General features: G+C 74.0%; 16 protein-coding genes and 1 pseudogene. 12 read left to right on the top strand and 5 right to left on the bottom strand.

Annotation, left to right across the window (positions count from 1 at the left end; genetic code table 11):
* Positions 1 to 77: 77 nt before the first annotated feature.
* From ACZ7DE_RS03370 to ACZ7DE_RS03360, 3 genes are all read left to right on the top strand, one after another.
* Positions 78 to 1331 (top strand): alpha/beta fold hydrolase, encoded by a 1254-nt coding sequence (locus ACZ7DE_RS03370; RefSeq protein ID WP_470757407.1) that lies wholly within the window; start codon positions 78 to 80, stop codon positions 1329 to 1331.
* The gene (gene tsaE, locus ACZ7DE_RS03365; RefSeq protein WP_470757405.1) at positions 1297 to 1830 is read left to right on the top strand and encodes a tRNA (adenosine(37)-N6)-threonylcarbamoyltransferase complex ATPase subunit type 1 TsaE; all 534 of its coding nucleotides are present in this window, start codon (positions 1297 to 1299) and stop codon (positions 1828 to 1830) included. Before ACZ7DE_RS03370 ends, tsaE begins: the two co-directional genes overlap by 35 nt.
* A 162-nt stretch (positions 1831 to 1992) precedes the next feature.
* A complete protein-coding gene (locus ACZ7DE_RS03360; protein WP_470757403.1) occupies positions 1993 to 2163 on the top strand; it encodes a hypothetical protein in 171 nt (56 codons plus the stop codon).
* 120 nt (positions 2164 to 2283) lie between these two features.
* Here the strand turns inward: ACZ7DE_RS03360 and ACZ7DE_RS03355 are convergent, their stop codons facing one another.
* Positions 2284 to 2829 carry a hypothetical protein gene (locus tag ACZ7DE_RS03355; RefSeq protein ID WP_470757401.1) on the bottom strand — a complete coding sequence of 182 codons (546 nt, stop codon included), beginning with the start codon at positions 2827 to 2829 and terminating at the stop codon, positions 2284 to 2286.
* 112 nt (positions 2830 to 2941) lie between these two features.
* On the opposite strand from ACZ7DE_RS03355, the gene tsaB reads away from it, so the two are divergent.
* Genes tsaB through ACZ7DE_RS03335 form a run of 4 tightly spaced genes read left to right on the top strand, consistent with a single transcriptional unit; the run spans position 2942 to position 5507 of the window.
* Complete coding sequence (tsaB, locus tag ACZ7DE_RS03350) at positions 2942 to 3595, top strand: tRNA (adenosine(37)-N6)-threonylcarbamoyltransferase complex dimerization subunit type 1 TsaB (protein ID WP_470757398.1); 654 nt, start codon at positions 2942 to 2944, stop codon at positions 3593 to 3595.
* A 41-nt stretch (positions 3596 to 3636) separates the two neighbouring features.
* Entirely contained in the window at positions 3637 to 4146 is a 510-nt protein-coding gene (gene rimI / locus ACZ7DE_RS03345) for a ribosomal protein S18-alanine N-acetyltransferase (protein WP_470757984.1), read from the top strand.
* Entirely contained in the window at positions 4139 to 5236 is a 1098-nt protein-coding gene (gene tsaD / locus ACZ7DE_RS03340; protein ID WP_470757394.1) for a tRNA (adenosine(37)-N6)-threonylcarbamoyltransferase complex transferase subunit TsaD, read from the top strand. Before rimI ends, tsaD begins: the two co-directional genes overlap by 8 nt.
* A 10-nt stretch (positions 5237 to 5246) precedes the next feature.
* Entirely contained in the window at positions 5247 to 5507 is a 261-nt protein-coding gene (locus tag ACZ7DE_RS03335) for a hypothetical protein (protein ID WP_470757392.1), read from the top strand.
* Positions 5508 to 5531: 24 nt separating this feature from the next.
* Here ACZ7DE_RS03335 and ACZ7DE_RS03330 read toward each other — a convergent pair whose 3' ends face one another.
* The 4 genes from ACZ7DE_RS03330 to ACZ7DE_RS03315 form a co-directional block, all read right to left on the bottom strand.
* Entirely contained in the window at positions 5532 to 6563 is a 1032-nt protein-coding gene (locus ACZ7DE_RS03330) for a peptidoglycan-binding domain-containing protein (protein WP_470757390.1), read from the bottom strand.
* Positions 6564 to 6653: 90 nt separating this feature from the next.
* Positions 6654 to 7628: a hypothetical protein gene (locus tag ACZ7DE_RS03325; RefSeq protein ID WP_470757388.1), complete on the bottom strand. Its 975-nt coding sequence runs from the start codon at positions 7626 to 7628 to the stop codon at positions 6654 to 6656.
* A complete protein-coding gene (locus ACZ7DE_RS03320; protein ID WP_470757386.1) occupies positions 7625 to 9079 on the bottom strand; it encodes a M48 family metalloprotease in 1455 nt (484 codons plus the stop codon). The genes ACZ7DE_RS03325 and ACZ7DE_RS03320 overlap by 4 nt, the downstream gene beginning before the upstream one ends.
* A 75-nt stretch (positions 9080 to 9154) precedes the next feature.
* Positions 9155 to 11458: a beta-xylosidase/alpha-l-arabinosidase gene (locus ACZ7DE_RS03315; protein ID WP_470757384.1), complete on the bottom strand. Its 2304-nt coding sequence runs from the start codon at positions 11456 to 11458 to the stop codon at positions 9155 to 9157.
* Between the two features lie 163 nt (positions 11459 to 11621).
* Between ACZ7DE_RS03315 and ACZ7DE_RS03310 the strand changes: the two genes are divergently transcribed.
* The 5 genes and pseudogenes from ACZ7DE_RS03310 to ACZ7DE_RS03290 all read left to right on the top strand — a co-directional run bounded on the left by ACZ7DE_RS03310 (position 11622) and on the right by ACZ7DE_RS03290 (position 17195).
* Positions 11622 to 12680 (top strand): LacI family DNA-binding transcriptional regulator, encoded by a 1059-nt coding sequence (locus ACZ7DE_RS03310; RefSeq protein ID WP_470757382.1) that lies wholly within the window; start codon positions 11622 to 11624, stop codon positions 12678 to 12680.
* Between the two features lie 116 nt (positions 12681 to 12796).
* Complete coding sequence (locus ACZ7DE_RS03305) at positions 12797 to 14155, top strand: glycoside hydrolase family 10 protein (RefSeq protein WP_470757380.1); 1359 nt, start codon at positions 12797 to 12799, stop codon at positions 14153 to 14155.
* 92 nt (positions 14156 to 14247) lie between these two features.
* Positions 14248 to 15302: pseudogene (locus ACZ7DE_RS03300) on the top strand (LCP family protein).
* Positions 15303 to 15409: 107 nt separating this feature from the next.
* A complete protein-coding gene (locus ACZ7DE_RS03295) occupies positions 15410 to 15766 on the top strand; it encodes a YciI family protein (RefSeq protein WP_470757378.1) in 357 nt (118 codons plus the stop codon).
* Positions 15767 to 15965: 199 nt separating this feature from the next.
* Complete coding sequence (locus ACZ7DE_RS03290) at positions 15966 to 17195, top strand: RNA polymerase sigma factor (protein ID WP_470757982.1); 1230 nt, start codon at positions 15966 to 15968, stop codon at positions 17193 to 17195.
* Positions 17196 to 17321: the final 126 nt, after the last annotated feature.

The raw sequence follows: 17321 nt of genomic DNA, 5'->3' as shown, positions 1-17321 counted from the left end.
CCCGTCTCAGGTGAATGAGCAACAAGACGGGTAACCGGGCAGTCAGGTGACGGACTTCGGCCGAAGAGGAGCGGTACGTGAGCGAGAGCAGCGCGGAGGTGGTGGCGAGCGCCGCCACGGCGGTCGTCGCCGCCTCCGCCACGGGGGCGGCCGGAGGCTGGCGCCGGGCGACCGGCATCGCCGGCGCCGCGATAGGCGTGATCGCCGCGGGCGCCGCGGCCGGAGTAGCACTGGAACGGATGACCGTCGGGCGGGACATACGGGCGAAGGCCCGGCTCGCACTCGACTCGGCGGGGCCGTACGGCGGGCTCCGCGGCACTCCGGGCAAGGCGTACGCCGACGACGGCACCGAGCTGTACTACGAGGTCGACGACGTCGAGCCGCAGGGCGGGCCGGCGAACCGGCGGCGCAGGCTCTTCGGCCGCAAGGCCCCGCTCCCCGTCACCGTGGTCTTCAGCCACGGTTACTGCCTGAACCAGGACTCCTGGCACTTCCAGCGGGCGGCCCTGCGGGGCGTCGTACGGACCGTGCACTGGGACCAGCGCAGCCACGGCCGGTCCGGGCGCGGCAACGCCCAGGTCCAGGACGGCGTGCCGGTCACCATCGACCAGCTGGGGCGCGATCTGAAGGCCGTCCTCGACGCGGCCGTGCCGGAGGGGCCGATCGTGCTCGTCGGGCACTCGATGGGCGGGATGACGGTGATGGCCCTGGCCGCGCTGTACCCCGAGCTGATCCGCGAGCGGGTCGTGGCCACCGCCTTCGTCGGGACCTCGTCCGGGCGGCTCGGCGAGGTGAACTTCGGGCTGCCGGTCGCGGGCGTGAACGCGGTACGGCGGGTGCTGCCGGGGGTGCTGAAGGCCCTCGGGCAGCAGGCGGCCCTGGTGGAGAAGGGGCGGCGGGCCACCGCCGACCTGTTCGCCGGGATCATCAAGCGGTACTCGTTCGCCTCGCGGGACGTGGACCCGGCGGTGGCGCGGTTCGCCGAGCGGATGATCGAGGGCACGCCGATCGACGTGGTCGCCGAGTTCTACCCGGCCTTCACCGACCACGACAAGACCGAGGCGCTCGCCGCCTTCACGGACATGCCGGTGCTGGTGCTGGCCGGAATCGGGGATCTGGTCACGCCGAGCGAGCACAGCGAGGCCATCGCCGACCTGCTGGCGGAGGCGGAGCTGGTGCTCGTGCCGGACGCCGGGCACCTGGTGATGCTGGAACACCCGGAAGTGGTCACCGACCGGCTCGCCGACCTGCTCACCCGTGCGGGCGCCGTGCCCGCAGGGGCTACCGTGAACGGTTATGGAAGCACCAGCAGCACCGCACAACCCGGCTGAGCCCGAGCCGGCCGGGAACCGCGCGCAGATCGTCGTCGACTCCCCCGAGCAGATGGGCGAGCTGGGCCGCCGGCTGGCCGAACTGTTGCGCGCCGGCGACCTCGTGATGCTCAGCGGGGAACTCGGCGCGGGCAAGACGACGCTCACCCGCGGCCTCGGCGAGGGGCTCGGGGTCCGGGGCGCGGTCACCTCCCCGACCTTCGTGATCGCCCGGGTGCACCCCTCCCTGGGCGACGGCCCGTCGCTCGTCCACGTCGACGCGTACCGCCTGGGCGGCGGGCTCGACGAGATGGAGGACCTCGACCTCGACGTGTCGCTGCCCGACTCGGTGGTCGTCGTGGAGTGGGGCGAGGGCAAGGTCGAGGAACTGACCGACGACCGGCTCCACCTCCGCATCCACCGGGCCGCCGGCGACACCGCGGACGAGGTGCGCCATGTGACGGTGACGGGGCTGGGCAAGCGTTGGGCCGCGGCGGACCTGACCGTGCTGTCGGCCTGACGCGGCGGACGCGGGCCCGGCCCGATGCGGCCCGGCCGATGAATGTTCCGACAAGACGTCGGCAAAATGTTGCGTTCGGCGTCTTGTCCGTGGTCACATGGTATCAAGTTCGTAGTTAGGTCTACCTAACTACGCCCCGCCCCCGAACCGCAGGAGGCGTCCATGCCGGCCCCCGAGCCCACCCCCCGGCCCTCCCTGCCGTCCCCGGTCGCCGGTGTGTCGATGCGCGAGCTGCTGGCCTCCTGCGCGGCCGCGGAAGCCGTCTCGACGCCGCCGCGGCTGCCCGACCCGGACGTCGCGCGAAGGCCGGTCGAGCACCCCAGGGCTGCCTGACGCCTCCGCCGGCCCACTCCGGCGGGATCACCCGTGCGGATCACCCGCACCGGATCACCCGCACCGGATCACCCTCCTGCCGGATCACTCCTGCCGGATCACTGGATCACCGGATCGCTCCTACCGGATCACGACGATCCCTCGTCCGATCGTCGCGAACGTCCACATCGCGTCGCCGTCCGCGACGGTCTCCCGGATGCCGCCGGTCTTCACGGCCGGGTCGGGCGAGGGCATCGAGCCGTCCAGTGCGGCGCTGAAGCCGATCGTCACGTCGTTCCTGGTGGTGAAGCGCACGACGTGCTCGATGGGCGTGCCGTCGGTGCCGGTGACCGCGCCCGAGCGCGAGGTGACGACGTAGCTGCCCGGGAGCGGGTCCACGCTGCCGGGCGCGACCTTGAACGTGCGCGTGACCACGCCGTTCCCGCCGACCAGCCAGACCCGGTCGTCGTCCAGCGAGTACACGACCCGCTTGCCCCTGCCGGAGCCGCCCGGCAGCGCGGTCGGGTGCCGCGTGTCCCGGGCGGCCTTCCTCGCGGGGGCGTCGCTGCGCTGACGCTCGCCCGGGTCGGCGGGCGCGCTCGCCGACGCCCGGAAGGCGAGGAACCCGACCGTCGCCAGGGCCGCCGCGGTGAGCCCGGCCACGAAAGTCGAGCTGTTGCTTGGCATCGCCGACTATCCCGTCTGTCCCGTACGTCACGTTTCGCGGTGACGTTAGCAGTGATCGTGCCTTTCGACCGGCGCGGCCGTGGCCGAGGCGCGGGAGCCGTAGGCTGTTTGCGTGCTCTTGCTCGCTCTGGATACCGCCACCCCCGCCGTCACCGTCGCGCTGCACGACGGCACGGACGTCATCGCCTCCTCGAGCCAGGTGGACGCGCGCCGGCACGGCGAGCTGCTGCTGCCGGCCGTCGACCGGCTGCTCGCCGGGGCCGGGCTCAGGCTCGACGCCGTGACCGGGATCGTCGTCGGCGTCGGCCCCGGCCCCTACACCGGGCTGCGGGTCGGCCTGATGACCGCCGACACCTTCGGGCTCGCGCTCGGTGTCCCCGTGTACGGCCTGTGCACGCTCGACGGGCTCGCCTACGCCTCCGACCTGGGAGGACCCTTCGTCGTGGCGACCGACGCCCGCCGCAAGGAGGTCTACTGGGCCCGCTACGCCGACTCCCGGACGCGGGTCTCGGGCCCTGCCGTGGACCGGCCCGCCGACATCGCCGAGGAGGTGGCCGGGCTGCCCGCCGTCGGCGCGGGCGCGCTGCTGTACCCGGACACCTTCCCGAACGCGCACGAGCCCGAGCACGTCTCCGCCGCCGCGCTCGCGAGTCTGGCCGCCGAGAGGCTGGCCGCGGGCGAGGAGCTCCCGGCCCCACGACCGCTCTACCTGCGCCGGCCGGACGCCCAGGTGCCGAAGAACTACAAGGTGGTCACCCCCAAGTGACCGACATCGTCAACCCGCCCGGCGAGCCCGTGCTGCGCGAGATGCGCTGGTGGGACATCGAACCCGTGCTGGAGCTCGAGAAGGACCTCTTCCCCGAGGACGCCTGGTCCCGGGGCATGTTCTGGTCCGACCTGGCCCACGCCCGCGGCCCCGAGGCGACCCGGCGCTACGTCGTCGCGGTCGAACCCGGCGCCGAAGGGGATCCCGCCCGCGGCGAGAGGATCGTCGGGTACGCGGGGCTCGCCGCCGCCGGCGACCTCGCCGACGTCCAGACGATCGCCGTCGCCCGCGGCCACTGGGGCACCGGCCTCGGCGGCCGCCTCCTGACGGAGCTGCTGCGCGCGGCCACCGCCTTCGAGTGCGCCGAGGTCATGCTGGAGTGCCGGATCGACAACGTCCGCGCCCAGAAGCTCTACGAGCGCTTCGGCTTCGAGGCCATCGGCTTCCGGCGCGGCTACTACCAGCCGGGGAACGTGGACGCCCTGGTGATGCGCCTGACCGACCCGACGACATCCGTAGCCGGAACACAAGGAACCGAGACCAATGGCTGACGAACCCCTCGTTCTGGGGATCGAGACCTCCTGCGACGAGACCGGCGTCGGCGTCGTCCGCGGCACCACGCTGCTGGCGGACGCGATCGCCTCCAGCGTCGACGAGCACGCCCGCTTCGGCGGGGTCGTGCCCGAGGTGGCGTCCCGGGCGCACCTGGAGGCGATGGTCCCGACCGTCGAGCGGGCGCTGAAGGAAGCGGGGGTGAGCGCGAAGGACCTCGACGGCATCGCGGTCACGGCCGGTCCGGGCCTCGCCGGCGCCCTCCTGGTCGGCGTCTCGGCCGCGAAGGCCTACGCCTACGCCCTCGGCAAGCCCCTCTACGGCGTCAACCACCTCGCCTCCCACATCTGCGTGGACCAGCTCGAACACGGCGCCCTGCCGGAGCCGACGATGGCCCTGCTGGTGTCCGGCGGCCACTCGTCCCTGCTGCTGTCCACCGACATCACCTCCGACGTCCGTCCGATGGGCGCGACCATCGACGACGCGGCGGGCGAGGCCTTCGACAAGATCGCGCGGGTGCTGAACCTGGGCTTCCCGGGCGGCCCGGTCATCGACCGGTACGCGCGCGAGGGCGACCCGGCGGCCATCGCGTTCCCGCGCGGCCTCACCGGCCCGCGCGACCCGGCCTACGACTTCTCCTTCTCCGGACTGAAGACGGCGGTCGCCCGCTGGATCGAGGCGAAGCGCGCGGCGGGCGAGGACGTGCCGGTCCGTGACGTGGCGGCCTCCTTCCAGGAGGCGGTCGTGGACGTGCTGACCCGCAAGGCCGTGCGCGCCTGCAAGGACGAGGGCGTCGACCACCTGATGATCGGCGGCGGCGTGGCCGCCAACTCCCGGCTGCGGGCCCTGGCCCAGGAGCGCTGCGAAGCGGCCGGCATCCGGCTGCGCGTGCCGCGCCCCAAGCTGTGCACGGACAACGGCGCGATGGTGGCGGCCCTGGGCGCGGAGATGGTGGCCCGGGGGCGGGCCGCGTCGAGCTGGGACCTGTCGGCGGACTCGTCCCTGCCGGTGACCGACCCGCATGTGCCTGGCCGCGACCACGGCCACGACCATGTGCACCGGGCCGGCGAGGACAACCTGTACTCATGAGGATCACCGGATGAGCGTCGCGCTGATGTGGGAGGCCCGGGCGGTCGCCGGGCGGGGCGGCGAACTGCTGGCGTGGGCACGGGCGCAGGAGCTGGCCGAACGGCCCCTGCGCCGGGAGACCTTCCGCGGCCCGCAGGACCGCGTACTGGTGATCACCTGGTGGGACGCCGACCACGACGCCGTGCTCCCCGAACTTCCCGATCCTGACGGCGGGTTGGTGACCCGGGCGGTGCACCGGTGGCGGTTCGAGACGGTGGAGGGCGACGACTGAGGGCGCCGGCCGGGAGCCCGGCGGTCAGGGCTCGTCCGTCTCCGCCTCCAGCGAGGCCCGGGTCGCGGGGCCGTAGACGCCGGACTCGTCCTGCAGGACGGCTCGGGTGAGCTGGTAGGCGCCCACCGCGGCCTCGAGCCGGCGGTCGTAGACGCCGTCGGCCTCGCCGCTGTAGGAGCCGGTCTGACGCAGGCGCGCCTGGAGTTCGGCGACCTCGGGGCCGGTGTCGCCCAGACGGAGGACCGGGGGCGCGGACTCCGTCGTGCCGGGCCCGGGGGGCGCGGGGCCGGTCGCGCCGGCGGACGGCTTCGAGGAGGGGCCGGCTGACGGGGAGGCGGGCGCGGAGGCTGTGGCGGAGACGGGAGCGGGGTCGGAGGGGGAGGCGGATCCCGACGGCGTCGACGGCGGCTGCGACCGGGAGGCCTGGGGGGACGACCGTCCGGTCGTCGCCGCGCCCTGGGACGTCACGTCGGGCACCGGCGCCCGGACGCCCTCGGCCAGGGAGCCGTCCCGCGCGGGGCCGTCGTAGACGAGGAAGCCGGCGAGCACGGCCGCGGTCACGGCGATCGCGAGGACGCCTGCGAGAACCAGCAGGTGTACGCGACGGCGTCGGCCGGGGAGCGGTGCGGCGGAGGCATCCGGTCCCGCCCCCGCCCCCTCGCCCACCCCTGCCGAACCGCTTTCCGACAACTCACCGCCGCCGGTGCCGGCCTCGCCGCCCGCGCCGGTGTCGTCGGCCTCGTCGGTCTCGCCGCTCTCGTCCGGTTCTGGGGAGGGCGGCCGTTCGCCGGGGCGCCGGGCGGTCGCCGGTGCGGCCGGACTGCCGGGATCCGCCCCGTCCTGCGGATCCGCCTCGTCCTGCGGATCCGCGTCGTCGCCGAGCACGACGAACGGCCGGATGCGCACCGGATCGAAGTCCTCGGCGGCAGCCGCCTGCGCCGTGCGGTCGCTGCGGTGGGCGTCTGACGCCAGCCGGGCGCAGACGCAAGCGGGGGCGCCGTCCGCGGCCCGGGGTGCACCGCACAACGGGCAGACGCCACGCGGCGGTTCACTCACTCGAGGCCCTTCTCCGGGTGGGCTTCATATCTTATTCAGATCTTCGACACGCCATCTCCCACCCTGCCGCTCCACACCCCGGTGCGGCCCCTACGGCTGGGGCGACGACAGGGCCCACGCGGACGTCAGCAGGGTCGCCCCGCAGAGCGTGAACGCCACCGTGCCGGTCGGCGAGCCGCCGGTCGTCACCAGGCCGACGGCGGTACCGGCGGCGGTGCCGACCGCGGCCGTCACGGCTCCTCGCCACCATGGGGGAGCGGGCCGTACGGCCGTGTCGGCGGGGAGGACGAACGCGTCCCGCAGGTCGGCGCGGACGGCCTCGTGGTCGTCGAAGACGGTGAACGGGGGCCGGTGGTCGCGCAGACGGCCGAGGGGAACCAGCCGGGTGCCGTCGGGCAGGGCGACGACGGCCGGGCGGTCGCCCGTGGTGTGGGCGGTCGCCCCGTGGACGGTGACCTCGAACCCGGCGCCGCCCTCCTCCAGCGCGGGGTGCCACATGACCCGCTGCCAGTGCCGCGTCCCGTCCGGCGCCGTCAGTTCCAGCCAGGTCGTCCTCGGGCCCCGCCACGTCGTCGCCCGGCGGCTGCCGAAGCGGACGCGGGCCGTCGCCGGACGGCCGGGCAGGCGGGCCGTGAGCCGGAAGCGCAGGCCCCGCCGGACCCAGACCAGGGTCAGCAGGAGCGCGACCACCGCGCCCAGGAGGACCGGGACGACCAGATCGTCCTCCGCGGCCGTCTCGTCCGGGTCGGCCGGGAAGCCCCGGGAGTCGCCGGGGGCGTACGCCACGGGAAAGTCCTCGCCCTTGGCGTAGCGGTCGGTGTCGTAGACGCCGAACCGCTGTACGCGGGTGCGGCCCTCGTCGTCCGTCCAGCGCACGCGGATGTCCTCCTCGCCGCCGATGCCGTCCTCCACGACGACGCCGACCGCCGTCTCCGTGGCCCGGTCGAGGGCGTCGGCGTAGAGCCGGGCGTGCACGCCGAGCCAGGCGGCGAACAGGGCGTAGCCGACGAGGGTGACGGCCACGCCGAGCAGGCCGACGCGCAGGGCCGGTCCGGGCCGGGTCATACGGCCCACTCCTTCGGGTCGGCGGACGCCCACAGGGCCCGCACCGGTTCGAGGTCCCCGCTGCGCAGCGCCTCGTACAGCAGTTCGTGCAGGTCGACGACCCTGCCGTCGTCCGGCGCGGTGACGACCGCGGTGAGCCAGCGGCTGGTGTACGTCCAGCCCGTCGTGCACAGCGCCTCCGCGAAGGGCGTGCTGACGGCGGCGGCCACGACGCCGCGGGCGAGCTCCGTACGCGCGTCGGCGGGCACCCGGCGCAGGGCGGGTTCGAGGCGGCGGGCCAGTCGCGGCCAGCTGCCGTCGGCGAGGGCGTCCAGGGCGTGCGCCACGGCCTCGGTCGAGCTGTCCCGGCCGGTCGCGTCCAGGAGGGCGAGACGGGAGTCGAAGCCGAGTTCGCGGAGGCGGTCGTCGGGCAGGTCGAGGACCCGTACCCGGTCCAGTTCGTCGCCCGGCTCCGGTTCGTGGTCCAGCCCCGCGAGCTGCCCGTGGCACCAGGCCTCGACGGCCGCCCCGGTCCGCAGGGTGAGCGGCGTCGCGCCGTACGGCGTCCCGGGGTGGGCCGGCAGCGCCGCCACACGCTGCTCGAGGGGCGGGTGGTCGGCCGTGGCGTACGGGTCGACGGCGTCCTCCTCGGCGGCGGCGCGGGCGGCCCGGCGGGCGACGTGGGGATCGCGCACCGCGGTGTCCAGGGCGTCGTAGAAGTCCTCGGGCCAGGCGTCCTCCTCGGCCAGCGCACCCAGCCAGCGGTCACCCAGCGCCTCGAAGGCGCAGTGCAGCGCCCGGGCCCGGCGCAGCGCCTCGGCGGTGGCCTCGGAGCCCGCGATGCGGGCCGCGTCGGCGTCGGCCGCGGTCTCCGCCTGCCAGAGCCGGGGCCGGGAGGCGCGCAGCAGCGGGGCGGCCGGCGGCGCCAGGAGGCGGATCCGGCCCTCCAGCCGTTCCGCGAGCCGTGCGCGTGCGAACCGCAGCAGCACGTGCCGCCGGTTTCCCAGGTGCCGTCGGTGCCCCAGCTCGTGCGCGATCACGGACGCCAGCTGGGCCTCGGTCAGGTTGCGCAGCAGCGGCAGGCCGAGGAGGAGGACGTGGGTGCGCACACCGCCGGCCTTCGCGCGGCCCAGGGACGCCTGGACGACGGGCACGACGCGGACGAGGAGCGGCTCCCGGAAGTCGAGCCGGTCGGCGACGTCCCGGACCAGCGCGGCCAGTTCGGGCTCGTCCGCGGGCCGTACGGCCCGCCCGGGCAGCGGGCCGTGCACCGCCGTGACGGATCTGGAGACGCCGACCGTCAGCAGGAGCAGCAGCATGGCCGCCGGCCACCTCAGTCCCCAGAGGTACAGCGCGACGACCACGGCAGGCCCGGTGACCGCCCTCGGCAGCCAGGCCAGCACCGCCATGGCGAGGCCGAGCAGCCACTCGCGTGCCCTGTGTTCTTCGGATCCGGATATGGGGGCGTCCATGGTCTTCCCGTCGCGTTCCCGTCCCGTGTCGGACGGTCGGCGGATTCTGACACGGACGCCCCCCGCGGCCGCACCTCAGTTACGCAGAATCTCCACGTCGCAGTGGAGCCGGCGGTCGGCGCCCACCTCGCGCACCGGCCCGGTCAGCCGCACCCGTGCCACCTCCCGCACGTCCGCGCTGGACGCCGCCAGCCGCAGTTCGAGTCTCCCGGGTTCGACGACCCGCCGGCCCTCGCGGTCGGTGAACGCCGACAGGTCCGCGTGGAAGCGGAAGGCGACCCGCGCGGACTCGCCCGCCGCCAGCTCCAGCCGCCGGTAGCCGATCAGCCGGACGTCGGGCCGCGTCACGCTCGCCACCGGGTCGTGCAGATACAGCTGCACGACCTCCGCGCCCGCCAGGTCGCCGGTGTTGCGGACCGTGACGGCCAGGTCGTACGAGCCGTCCGTCGCGATCTCCGCGTCGGGCCCCGTGAAGTCCTCCCAGGCGAACGCCGTGTACGAGCGGCCGTGTCCGAAGGCGTACAGCGGGGTCGGGTCCAGGCTGCTGACCCCGCCCGCCAGGCCCAGCGGAGGCTGGAGGTAGGTCCAGGGCTGTCCGCCCGGCACGCGCGGCACGCTCACCGGGAGGCGGCCCGAGGGGTTCACCCGGCCGGACAGCACTCCCGCCACCGCCGGACCGCCCTCCTCGCCCGGGAAGAACGCCTGGACGACCGCCCCCAGCCGTCCGTGCCAGCGGCCCAGCGCGTACGGGCGGCCGGTGAGCAGCACGAGGACGACCGGGACGCCCGTCGCCACCAGTCCGTCCAGCAGTTCGCCCTGGACGCCCGGCAGGTTCAGGTCGGCCACGTCGCAGCCCTCGCCCGAGGTGCCCCGGCCGAACAGGCCCGCCCGGTCGCCGAGGACGGCCACGCACACGTCCGCCTCCGCGGCGCGCGCGATGGCCTCGGCGATGCCCGACGGGTCCGGGTCCGAGACCCCGCAGCCCTCCGTGAACGTCACCTTCGCGTCGGGCAGTTCGGCGCGCAGGGACTCCAGCAGCGTCGGGATCTCGATGCCCTTCTCCACGCCCGGGTGGTGGGGCAGGACGTGGGAGGGGAAGGAGTAGCAGCCGAGCATCGCCAGCGCGTCCGCCGCCCGCGGGCCGACGACCGCGACCCGGGCGTCGGGGGAGAGGGGCAGCAGGCCGTCGGGGTTGTCCAGCAGCACCACCGACTCCTCGGCCAGCCGGCGGGCCAGGACCCGGTTCGCCGCCGGGTCGAGGTCGACCGACACGGGGGTCTCGGGCCGCCAGTCCTCGTCGAGCAGGCCCAGTTCGCACTTCTGGAGCAGGACGCGGCGGGCCGCCCGGTCGACCAGTTCCTCCGGGACCTCGCCCGCGCGGATCGCGGCGACCAGTGAACCGCCGTAGTACTTCACGGTGGGCAGCTCGACGTCGATGCCGGCAGCCAGGGCGAGGCCCGCCGCCTCCTCGGGGGTGTCCGCGACCCGGTGCAGGGTCTGCAGGAAGCCGATGCCGAAGTAGTCGGCGACGACCGTGCCGGTGAAGCCCCACTCCTCCCGCAGGAGGCGGGTCAGCAGTTCGGGGTCGGCGGAGGCCGGGACGCCGTCGCGTTCGGTGTAGGCCGCCATCACCGAGCGGGCGCCGCCCTCGCGCAGCGCCATCTCGAAGGGGGGCAGCGTGACGTCCGCGAACTCCCGGGTGCCGGCCCGTACCGGGGCCAGGTTGCGGGCGCCCGCCGAGGAGGCGTATCCGGCGAAGTGCTTGAGCGTGGCGACGATCCCGGCCGACTCGAGCCCGCGCACGTAGGCCGTGCCGACCGTGCCCACGAGGTACGGGTCCTCGCCGATCGTCTCCTCGACGCGCCCCCAGCGCGGATCGCGGACGACGTCCAGGACCGGCGCCAGACCCTGGTGGACGCCGACCGCGCGCAGGTCGCGGCCGATCGCCCGGCCCATCTCCTCCACCAGCGTCGGGTCGAAGGCGGCGCCCCAGGCCAGCGGGACCGGATAGGCGGTGGCCCGCCAGGCGGTGAAGCCGGCCAGGCACTCCTCGTGAGCGACCGCGGGGATGCCGAAGCGGCCGGCCGCGGCGATCCGCTGCTGGGCGAGGGCCAGGGCGCGGGCGCCGAGCGCCGGGTCGACGGGCGCGGTGCCGAAGGAACGGGTCAGCTGGCCGAGCCCCCGGGAGATCAGCTCGTCCCAGTCGTAGTCGGCGGTCATCTCGTGCTGGTGCGGGGCGACTCCGTCGCCGTCCGTAGCGGCGCCGACCCAGACGCCGTACAGCTGGGCGGTCTTCTCCTCGAGGGTCATCCGGGAGAGGAGGTCGTCGACGCGGGCGGCGGCGGGCAGGGCGGGGTCACGCCAGGGGGCGGTGGTCATGAAACTCCTGTCAGAGGTCGGTGAGCCACCAGAGGGCCAGTGAACCTGGGGTCCTGTTACGAGCATCCTGTACGAATGTTTCGAGCTGTACTTCGAATGTTCCGGGAACCTATGGCGTCGTACCAGGTTCGTCAAGAGGCCGCGTGGCGATACGATCGCCGCCATGACACCCTCGGAGCCCGTGGAAACGCGGACAGAAGCGCGGCCGACACAGACCGCGACCCTCGCGGAGATCGCCCGCGAGGCCGGCGTATCGGCACCGACTGTTTCGAAGGTCCTCAACGGCCGCGCCGACGTCGCCCCCGCCACCCGGACGCGCGTCGAGGAGTTGCTGCGCGCCCACGGCTACCGGCGCCGCCGCGCCGAGGCGACCCGCTCGCCGCTGATCGACCTCGTCTTCCACGAGCTGGAGAGCGCCTGGGCGATGGAGGTCATCCGGGGTGTGGAGAACGTGGCGCGGGACGCCGGACTGAGCGTGGTGCTCAGCGAGAGCGCGGGGCGGCTCACGCCCGGGCGGACCTGGGCCGACCAGGTCGCCGCCCGCCGCCCGCACGGGGTCGTGCTGGTGCTGTCGGGGCTGGACGAGTCCCAGCGGGCGCTGCTGACCAGCCGGTCCATCCCGTTCGTCGTGATGGACCCGGCCGGCGACCCGGGCGCCGACGTGCCGTCCATCGGGGCGACCAACTGGCAGGGCGGCCTGGCCGCCACCCGGCATCTGGTCGAGCTGGGCCACCGGCGGATCGGGGCGATCAGCGGGCCGCCGCAGATGATGTGCAGCCGGGCCCGGATCGACGGGTACCGGGCCGCGCTGGAGACGGCCGGCCTGCCGGTCGACCAGGCGCTGGTCAAGACCGGCGACTTCCACCACGAGACCGGCTACCGCCTGGGCCGCGAGCTCCTGGACCGCCCCGACCGGCCCACCGCCGTCTTCGCCGGCAACGACCTCCAGGCGCTCGGCTGCTACGAGGCCGCCCGTGAGCTGGGGCTGCGCATCCCCGAGGACGTGAGCGTGGTCGGCTTCGACGATCTGCCGGTGGCCCGCTGGGTGGGCCCGCCGCTGACGACCGTGCGGCAGCCGCTGACGGAGATGGCCGAGGCGGCCGCACGGCTGGTCCTCGAACTGGGGCGGTCGACGTCGCAGGAGGCGCCCACGGCGACCCGGGTGGAGCTGGCGACCAGCCTGGTGGTGCGCACCAGCACCGGGGCGCCGCCGACCGCGTAGGGGAGACCCGCGGCCGGGCGTGGCCGGAAGCCGACGTATTGACGGGTGTCACACACGCCCCCACACTCCTCCGAAGTCAATCGGTTGAACGACCGAAACTTTCGGAGGCACCCGCCATGAGATCCTCCAGAACCTTCTCCCCGAGGTCCGGGCCGGCCGTCCTGGTCACCGGGACCGCCCTCGCCGCCCTGCTCGTCGCCGCTCCCGCGTCCCACGCGGCGGACACCCCGCTGCGCGACCTCGGCGCCGCCAAGGGCAAGGTCGTCGGCACCGCGGTCACCGGCTCCAAGCTCACCGGGACCTACGGCGACATCGCCGCCACACAGTTCTCCTCACTGACCCCCGGCAACGCCATGAAGTGGGCCTCGGTGGAGCCGGCCCAGGGCGCCTTCAACTGGGCGGAGGCCGACCAGATCGTGGCCTTCGCGCAGGCCCACGGCCAGCAGGTGCGCGGCCACACACTGGTCTGGCACAGCCAGAACCCCGGCTGGCTCACCAACGGCAGCTGGACCCCGGCCCAGCTCGGCGGCCTGCTGCGGAACCACATCGACACCGAGGTCGGCCGTTACAAGGGGAAGATCGCCGCCTGGGACGTCGTCAACGAGCCCTTCAACGAGGACGGCACCTACCGCTCCACCCTCTGGTACAACGGCCTCGGCGCCGACTACATCGCGGCCGCCCTGACCCGGGCACGGGCCGCCGACCCGGCCGCCAAGCTCTACGTCAACGACTACAACGTCGAGGGCGTCAACGCCAAGAGCACCGCCCTGTACAACCTCGTCAAGTCGCTGAAGGAGCGAGGCGTCCCGATCGACGGCGTGGGCCTGCAGGCCCATCTGATCGTCGGTCAGGTGCCCGCGACCCTCCAGCAGAACATCCAGCGCTTCGCAGACCTCGGCGTGGACGTGGCCATCACGGAGCTGGACATCCGGATGACGCTGCCCTCGGACGGCGCCAAGTTCGCCCAGCAGAAGGCCGACTACAAGGCGGTCACCGCCGCCTGCGCCGCCGTCGCGCGCTGTGTGAACCTCACCGTCTGGGGCTTCACCGATTCCGACTCCTGGGTGGAGAGCACCTTCCCGGGCCAGGGGGCGGCGACCCCGTACGACGCGAACTACGCGCCGAAACCGGCGTACTACGGCATCGCCGAGGCGCTCGGCGGCACGACCCCGCCGCCGACGGGTGCGTGCACGGCCGCCTACAGCGTGGGCAGCCAGTGGAACACCGGGTTCACCGGCAACGTGACGATCTCCTGCTCGGGTGCCTCGCTGTCGTCCTGGAAGGTGACCTGGACGTACGGCGCGGGCCAGCGGATCACCCAGGCCTGGAACGCCGGCTGCACCCAGTCGGGGGCCGCCGTGACGTGCGTGAACGCCTCGTACAACGGGACGGTCGCGGACGGCGGTTCGGTGACCTTCGGGTTCAACGCCGACTGGAGCGGGAGCAACCCGGCGCCGACGGTGACGCTGGGCTGATCCCGGGCGCGAACCTGAGATTCTCACGAGAAATTCCGCTCGACCTTCGCTTCCTGACAGTTCGCTCATCACTCGGACCTACGGTCCTGCCCGTGACGCGACACGAGGAGCACGGCGAAGACGGCGGCGGAGCGGGCCGGCGGCCGAGAGCGCTGAAGGCCGCCGGCCTCACGCTGGCCGCCGCCCTGGTGCTGGGCATCGGGACGGCGGGCTGGGCCTACTGGCGCCTGGACGACAACATCAGGAGCGTCGACATCGACAACGCGCTCGGCGACGACCGCCCGGCGAAGACGGCCACGACCCCCGCCCCGTCCGGCTCGGCGTCCGCCTCCCCGCTGCCCACCCGGGCCCTGAGCATCCTGGTCCTGGGCTCCGACTCGCGCAGCGGCGCGGAGAACCGGGAACTCGGGGGCGGCGACAGCACCGGCGCCCGCTCCGACACGGCGATGGTCGTGCACGTCGACGCGGGCCGCACGTCCGCCACCGTCGTCAGCATCCCGCGCGACACCTCGTCACCCGCCCCTCCTGCCCGCTGCCCGGCGGCGGCTCGACGGCCGTGGCGCACGGCGCGATGTTCAACACCGCCTACTCGGTCGGCGGTCCGGTCTGCGCCGTCAAGACGGTCGAGTCGATCACCGGCGTCCGGATGGACCACTACGTCGAGGTCGACTTCTCGGGCTTCGCCGAGCTCGTGGACGCGCTCGGCGGGGTCACCGTCACCACCGACGAGGACATCGACGACGACCACAGCCATCTGCACCTCGCGGCCGGCACCCACCGCCTGGACGGCGCCCGGGCCCTCGCCCTGGCCCGCACCCGGCACGGCATCGGCGACGGGAGCGACCTCGGCCGCATAGGCCTCCAGCAGAAACTGGTGAAGGCGCTGCTGGAGCAGATCGCCTCGACGGACCTGCTGACCAGTCCCGCCAGGCTGTACGCCGTCGCCGACGCGGCCACCGCCGCTCTCACCACCGACACCGGCCTGGACTCCCTCTCCGAGCTGGCGGAACTCGGCCGGAGCCTCGAGGGTTTGTCGGCCGACACCGTCACGACGGTCACCATGCCCGTGGCGCCGGCCCCCTCAGATCCCAACCGGGTGGTGGCCCGGGAACCGGCGGCCGGCGAGCTGTGGGAGTCGCTGGGATGAAGTCGCCGCAAAAGAATTCCGGTGACGGTGTCGATCCGGTCCGCTCCCGTTCGACGCAGGGGTGAGAGGCCGGGAAGGACCCGGCCCGACGGACCCGAGGAGTCACCATGCCCCGCTACCTGTCGCTGGTGCGCATCGACGAGAACGACATGCCCGCCGAGGGCCCCAGCCCCGAGCTGATGCAGCGCATGGGGGAGCTGATCGAGGAGATCACCAAGGCCGGCGTGATGCTGGAGACGGCCGGGCTGACCCCGACCGAGCAGGGCACCCGGGTGCGCTACGAGGGCGGCAAGATCTCCGTCACCGACGGACCCTTCACCGAGTCAAAGGAGGCCGTCGGCGGCTACGCGATCATGCAGTGCAAGGACCAGGCCGAGGCCGTCGAGTGGGCCAAGCGGTTCCTGAAGGTCCACGAGGACTTCTGGACGGTGACCTGCGAGGTGCGGGAGATCGCGGAGGGCTGAGCGTCGGGCCGGACGTCCTTGGTCTGAACGCGCGACGGGTGTTCGATGGTGGGCTGTGGAACAACAGCCCGCCTCGGACCCCCGCCACACGTCGTCGCCCCGCCCCGCCCCGGCCCGCCGGACCACGTCGGACGGCCGGACCGCGTCGGACCGCCCCACGACGTCGGACCGCCGCGCCGCCTCGGACCCCCGCGCCGCCATCGAGACCGTCTTCCGTCTGGAGTCCCCCCGCGTCATCGCGGCCGTCGCCCGTGTCGTGCGCGACGTCGGCATCGCCGAGGAGCTGGCGCAGGACGCCCTGGTGGCCGCGCTGGAGCAGTGGCCGCGCGACGGGGTGCCGGACAACCCCGGCGCCTGGCTCACGGCCACCGCCCGGCATCGCGCCGTCGATCTGGTCCGCCGGCGGGAGAACTACGCCCGCAAGCTCCAGGAGATCGGCCGCGACCTGGAGACCACGACCGCCCCGCCCGAGGAGCCCGCCGACCCCGACGGCATCGACGACGACCTGCTCAGGCTCGTCTTCACCGCCTGCCACCCGGTGCTGTCCGCCGAGGCCCGCACCGCCCTCACCCTGCGCCTGCTCGGCGGCCTGAGCACGCCCGAGATCGCCCGCGCCTTCCTGGTCCCCGAAGCGACGGTCGCCCAGCGCATCGTCCGCGCCAAGAAGACGCTGGCCACCAGGAACGTCGCCTTCGAGGTGCCGCACGGGCCCGACCGCGAGGCCCGGCTCGACTCGGTCCTCGACGTGATCTACCTGATCTTCAACGAGGGGTACGCGGCCACCGCCGGCGACGACTGGCTGCGCCCGGCGCTGTGCGAGGACGCGCTGCGGCTGGCCCGGCAGCTGGCGGCCCTGATGCCGAAGGAGCCCGAGGTCCACGGCCTGGCCTCGCTCCTGGAGTTCCAGGCGTCCCGCGCGCCCGCCCGCATCGCCCCCGACGGGACGCCGGTCCTGCTGAAGGACCAGGACCGCCGCCGCTGGAACCGGATGCTCGTCACCCGTGGCATCACCGCCCTGGACCGGGCCCGTGCGGCCGCTGCCGGCGGCCTCCCGGGCCGGTACGCCCTCCAGGCCGCCATCGCCGCATGCCACGCGCACGCGTACCGGTACGAAGACACCGACTGGGCGAGCATCGCCACCCTGTACGGCCTGCTGGCGGCCCGGTTCCCCTCCCCGGTGGTCGAGTTGAACCGCGCGGTCGCCGTGTCGATGACCGAGGGCCCGGCCGCCGCCCTGGCGATCGTCGACACGCTGACCGACGTACCCGCCCTGCAGGACTACCACCTGCTCCCCGGCGTCCGCGCCGACCTGCTGTCCCGCCTCGGCCGTGCGGCGGAGGCACGCGCCGAGTTCGAACGGGCGGCGGCGCTGACGGCCAGCGCGCCCGAACGGCGCCTGCTGCTGCGCAGGGCGACGGAGTCCAACTGACCACTACTGACCGGTCACTTACACCCTGGACCGATCTTGACCGGATGGGCTAACTTTCGCTCCGACCATAAAAATTTCATAGAATTTTCATGATGTGGGGGAACTGAACAATGATGACGCGTGCGC

The organism is Streptomyces sp. NPDC037083, from assembly GCF_055606485.1.
This window is presented reverse-complemented; position numbering and strand designations above follow the sequence as displayed.

What these genes read in the sequence shown, in the direction of transcription:
- tsaE (WP_470757405.1), top strand. Translation starts at nt 1,297, where the DNA reads ATGGAAGCACCAGCAGCACCGCACAACCCGGCTGAGCCCGAGCCGGCC.
- ACZ7DE_RS03360 (WP_470757403.1), top strand. Translation starts at nt 1,993, where the DNA reads ATGCCGGCCCCCGAGCCCACCCCCCGGCCCTCCCTGCCGTCCCCGGTC.
- ACZ7DE_RS03355 (WP_470757401.1), bottom strand. Translation starts at nt 2,829, where the DNA reads ATGCCAAGCAACAGCTCGACTTTCGTGGCCGGGCTCACCGCGGCGGCC.
- rimI (WP_470757984.1), top strand. Translation starts at nt 3,637, where the DNA reads ATGCGCTGGTGGGACATCGAACCCGTGCTGGAGCTCGAGAAGGACCTC.
- tsaD (WP_470757394.1), top strand. Translation starts at nt 4,139, where the DNA reads ATGGCTGACGAACCCCTCGTTCTGGGGATCGAGACCTCCTGCGACGAG.
- ACZ7DE_RS03335 (WP_470757392.1), top strand. Translation starts at nt 5,247, where the DNA reads ATGAGCGTCGCGCTGATGTGGGAGGCCCGGGCGGTCGCCGGGCGGGGC.
- ACZ7DE_RS03325 (WP_470757388.1), bottom strand. Translation starts at nt 7,628, where the DNA reads ATGACCCGGCCCGGACCGGCCCTGCGCGTCGGCCTGCTCGGCGTGGCC.
- ACZ7DE_RS03320 (WP_470757386.1), bottom strand. Translation starts at nt 9,079, where the DNA reads ATGGACGCCCCCATATCCGGATCCGAAGAACACAGGGCACGCGAGTGG.
- ACZ7DE_RS03315 (WP_470757384.1), bottom strand. Translation starts at nt 11,458, where the DNA reads ATGACCACCGCCCCCTGGCGTGACCCCGCCCTGCCCGCCGCCGCCCGC.
- ACZ7DE_RS03310 (WP_470757382.1), top strand. Translation starts at nt 11,622, where the DNA reads ATGACACCCTCGGAGCCCGTGGAAACGCGGACAGAAGCGCGGCCGACA.
- ACZ7DE_RS03305 (WP_470757380.1), top strand. Translation starts at nt 12,797, where the DNA reads ATGAGATCCTCCAGAACCTTCTCCCCGAGGTCCGGGCCGGCCGTCCTG.
- ACZ7DE_RS03295 (WP_470757378.1), top strand. Translation starts at nt 15,410, where the DNA reads ATGCCCCGCTACCTGTCGCTGGTGCGCATCGACGAGAACGACATGCCC.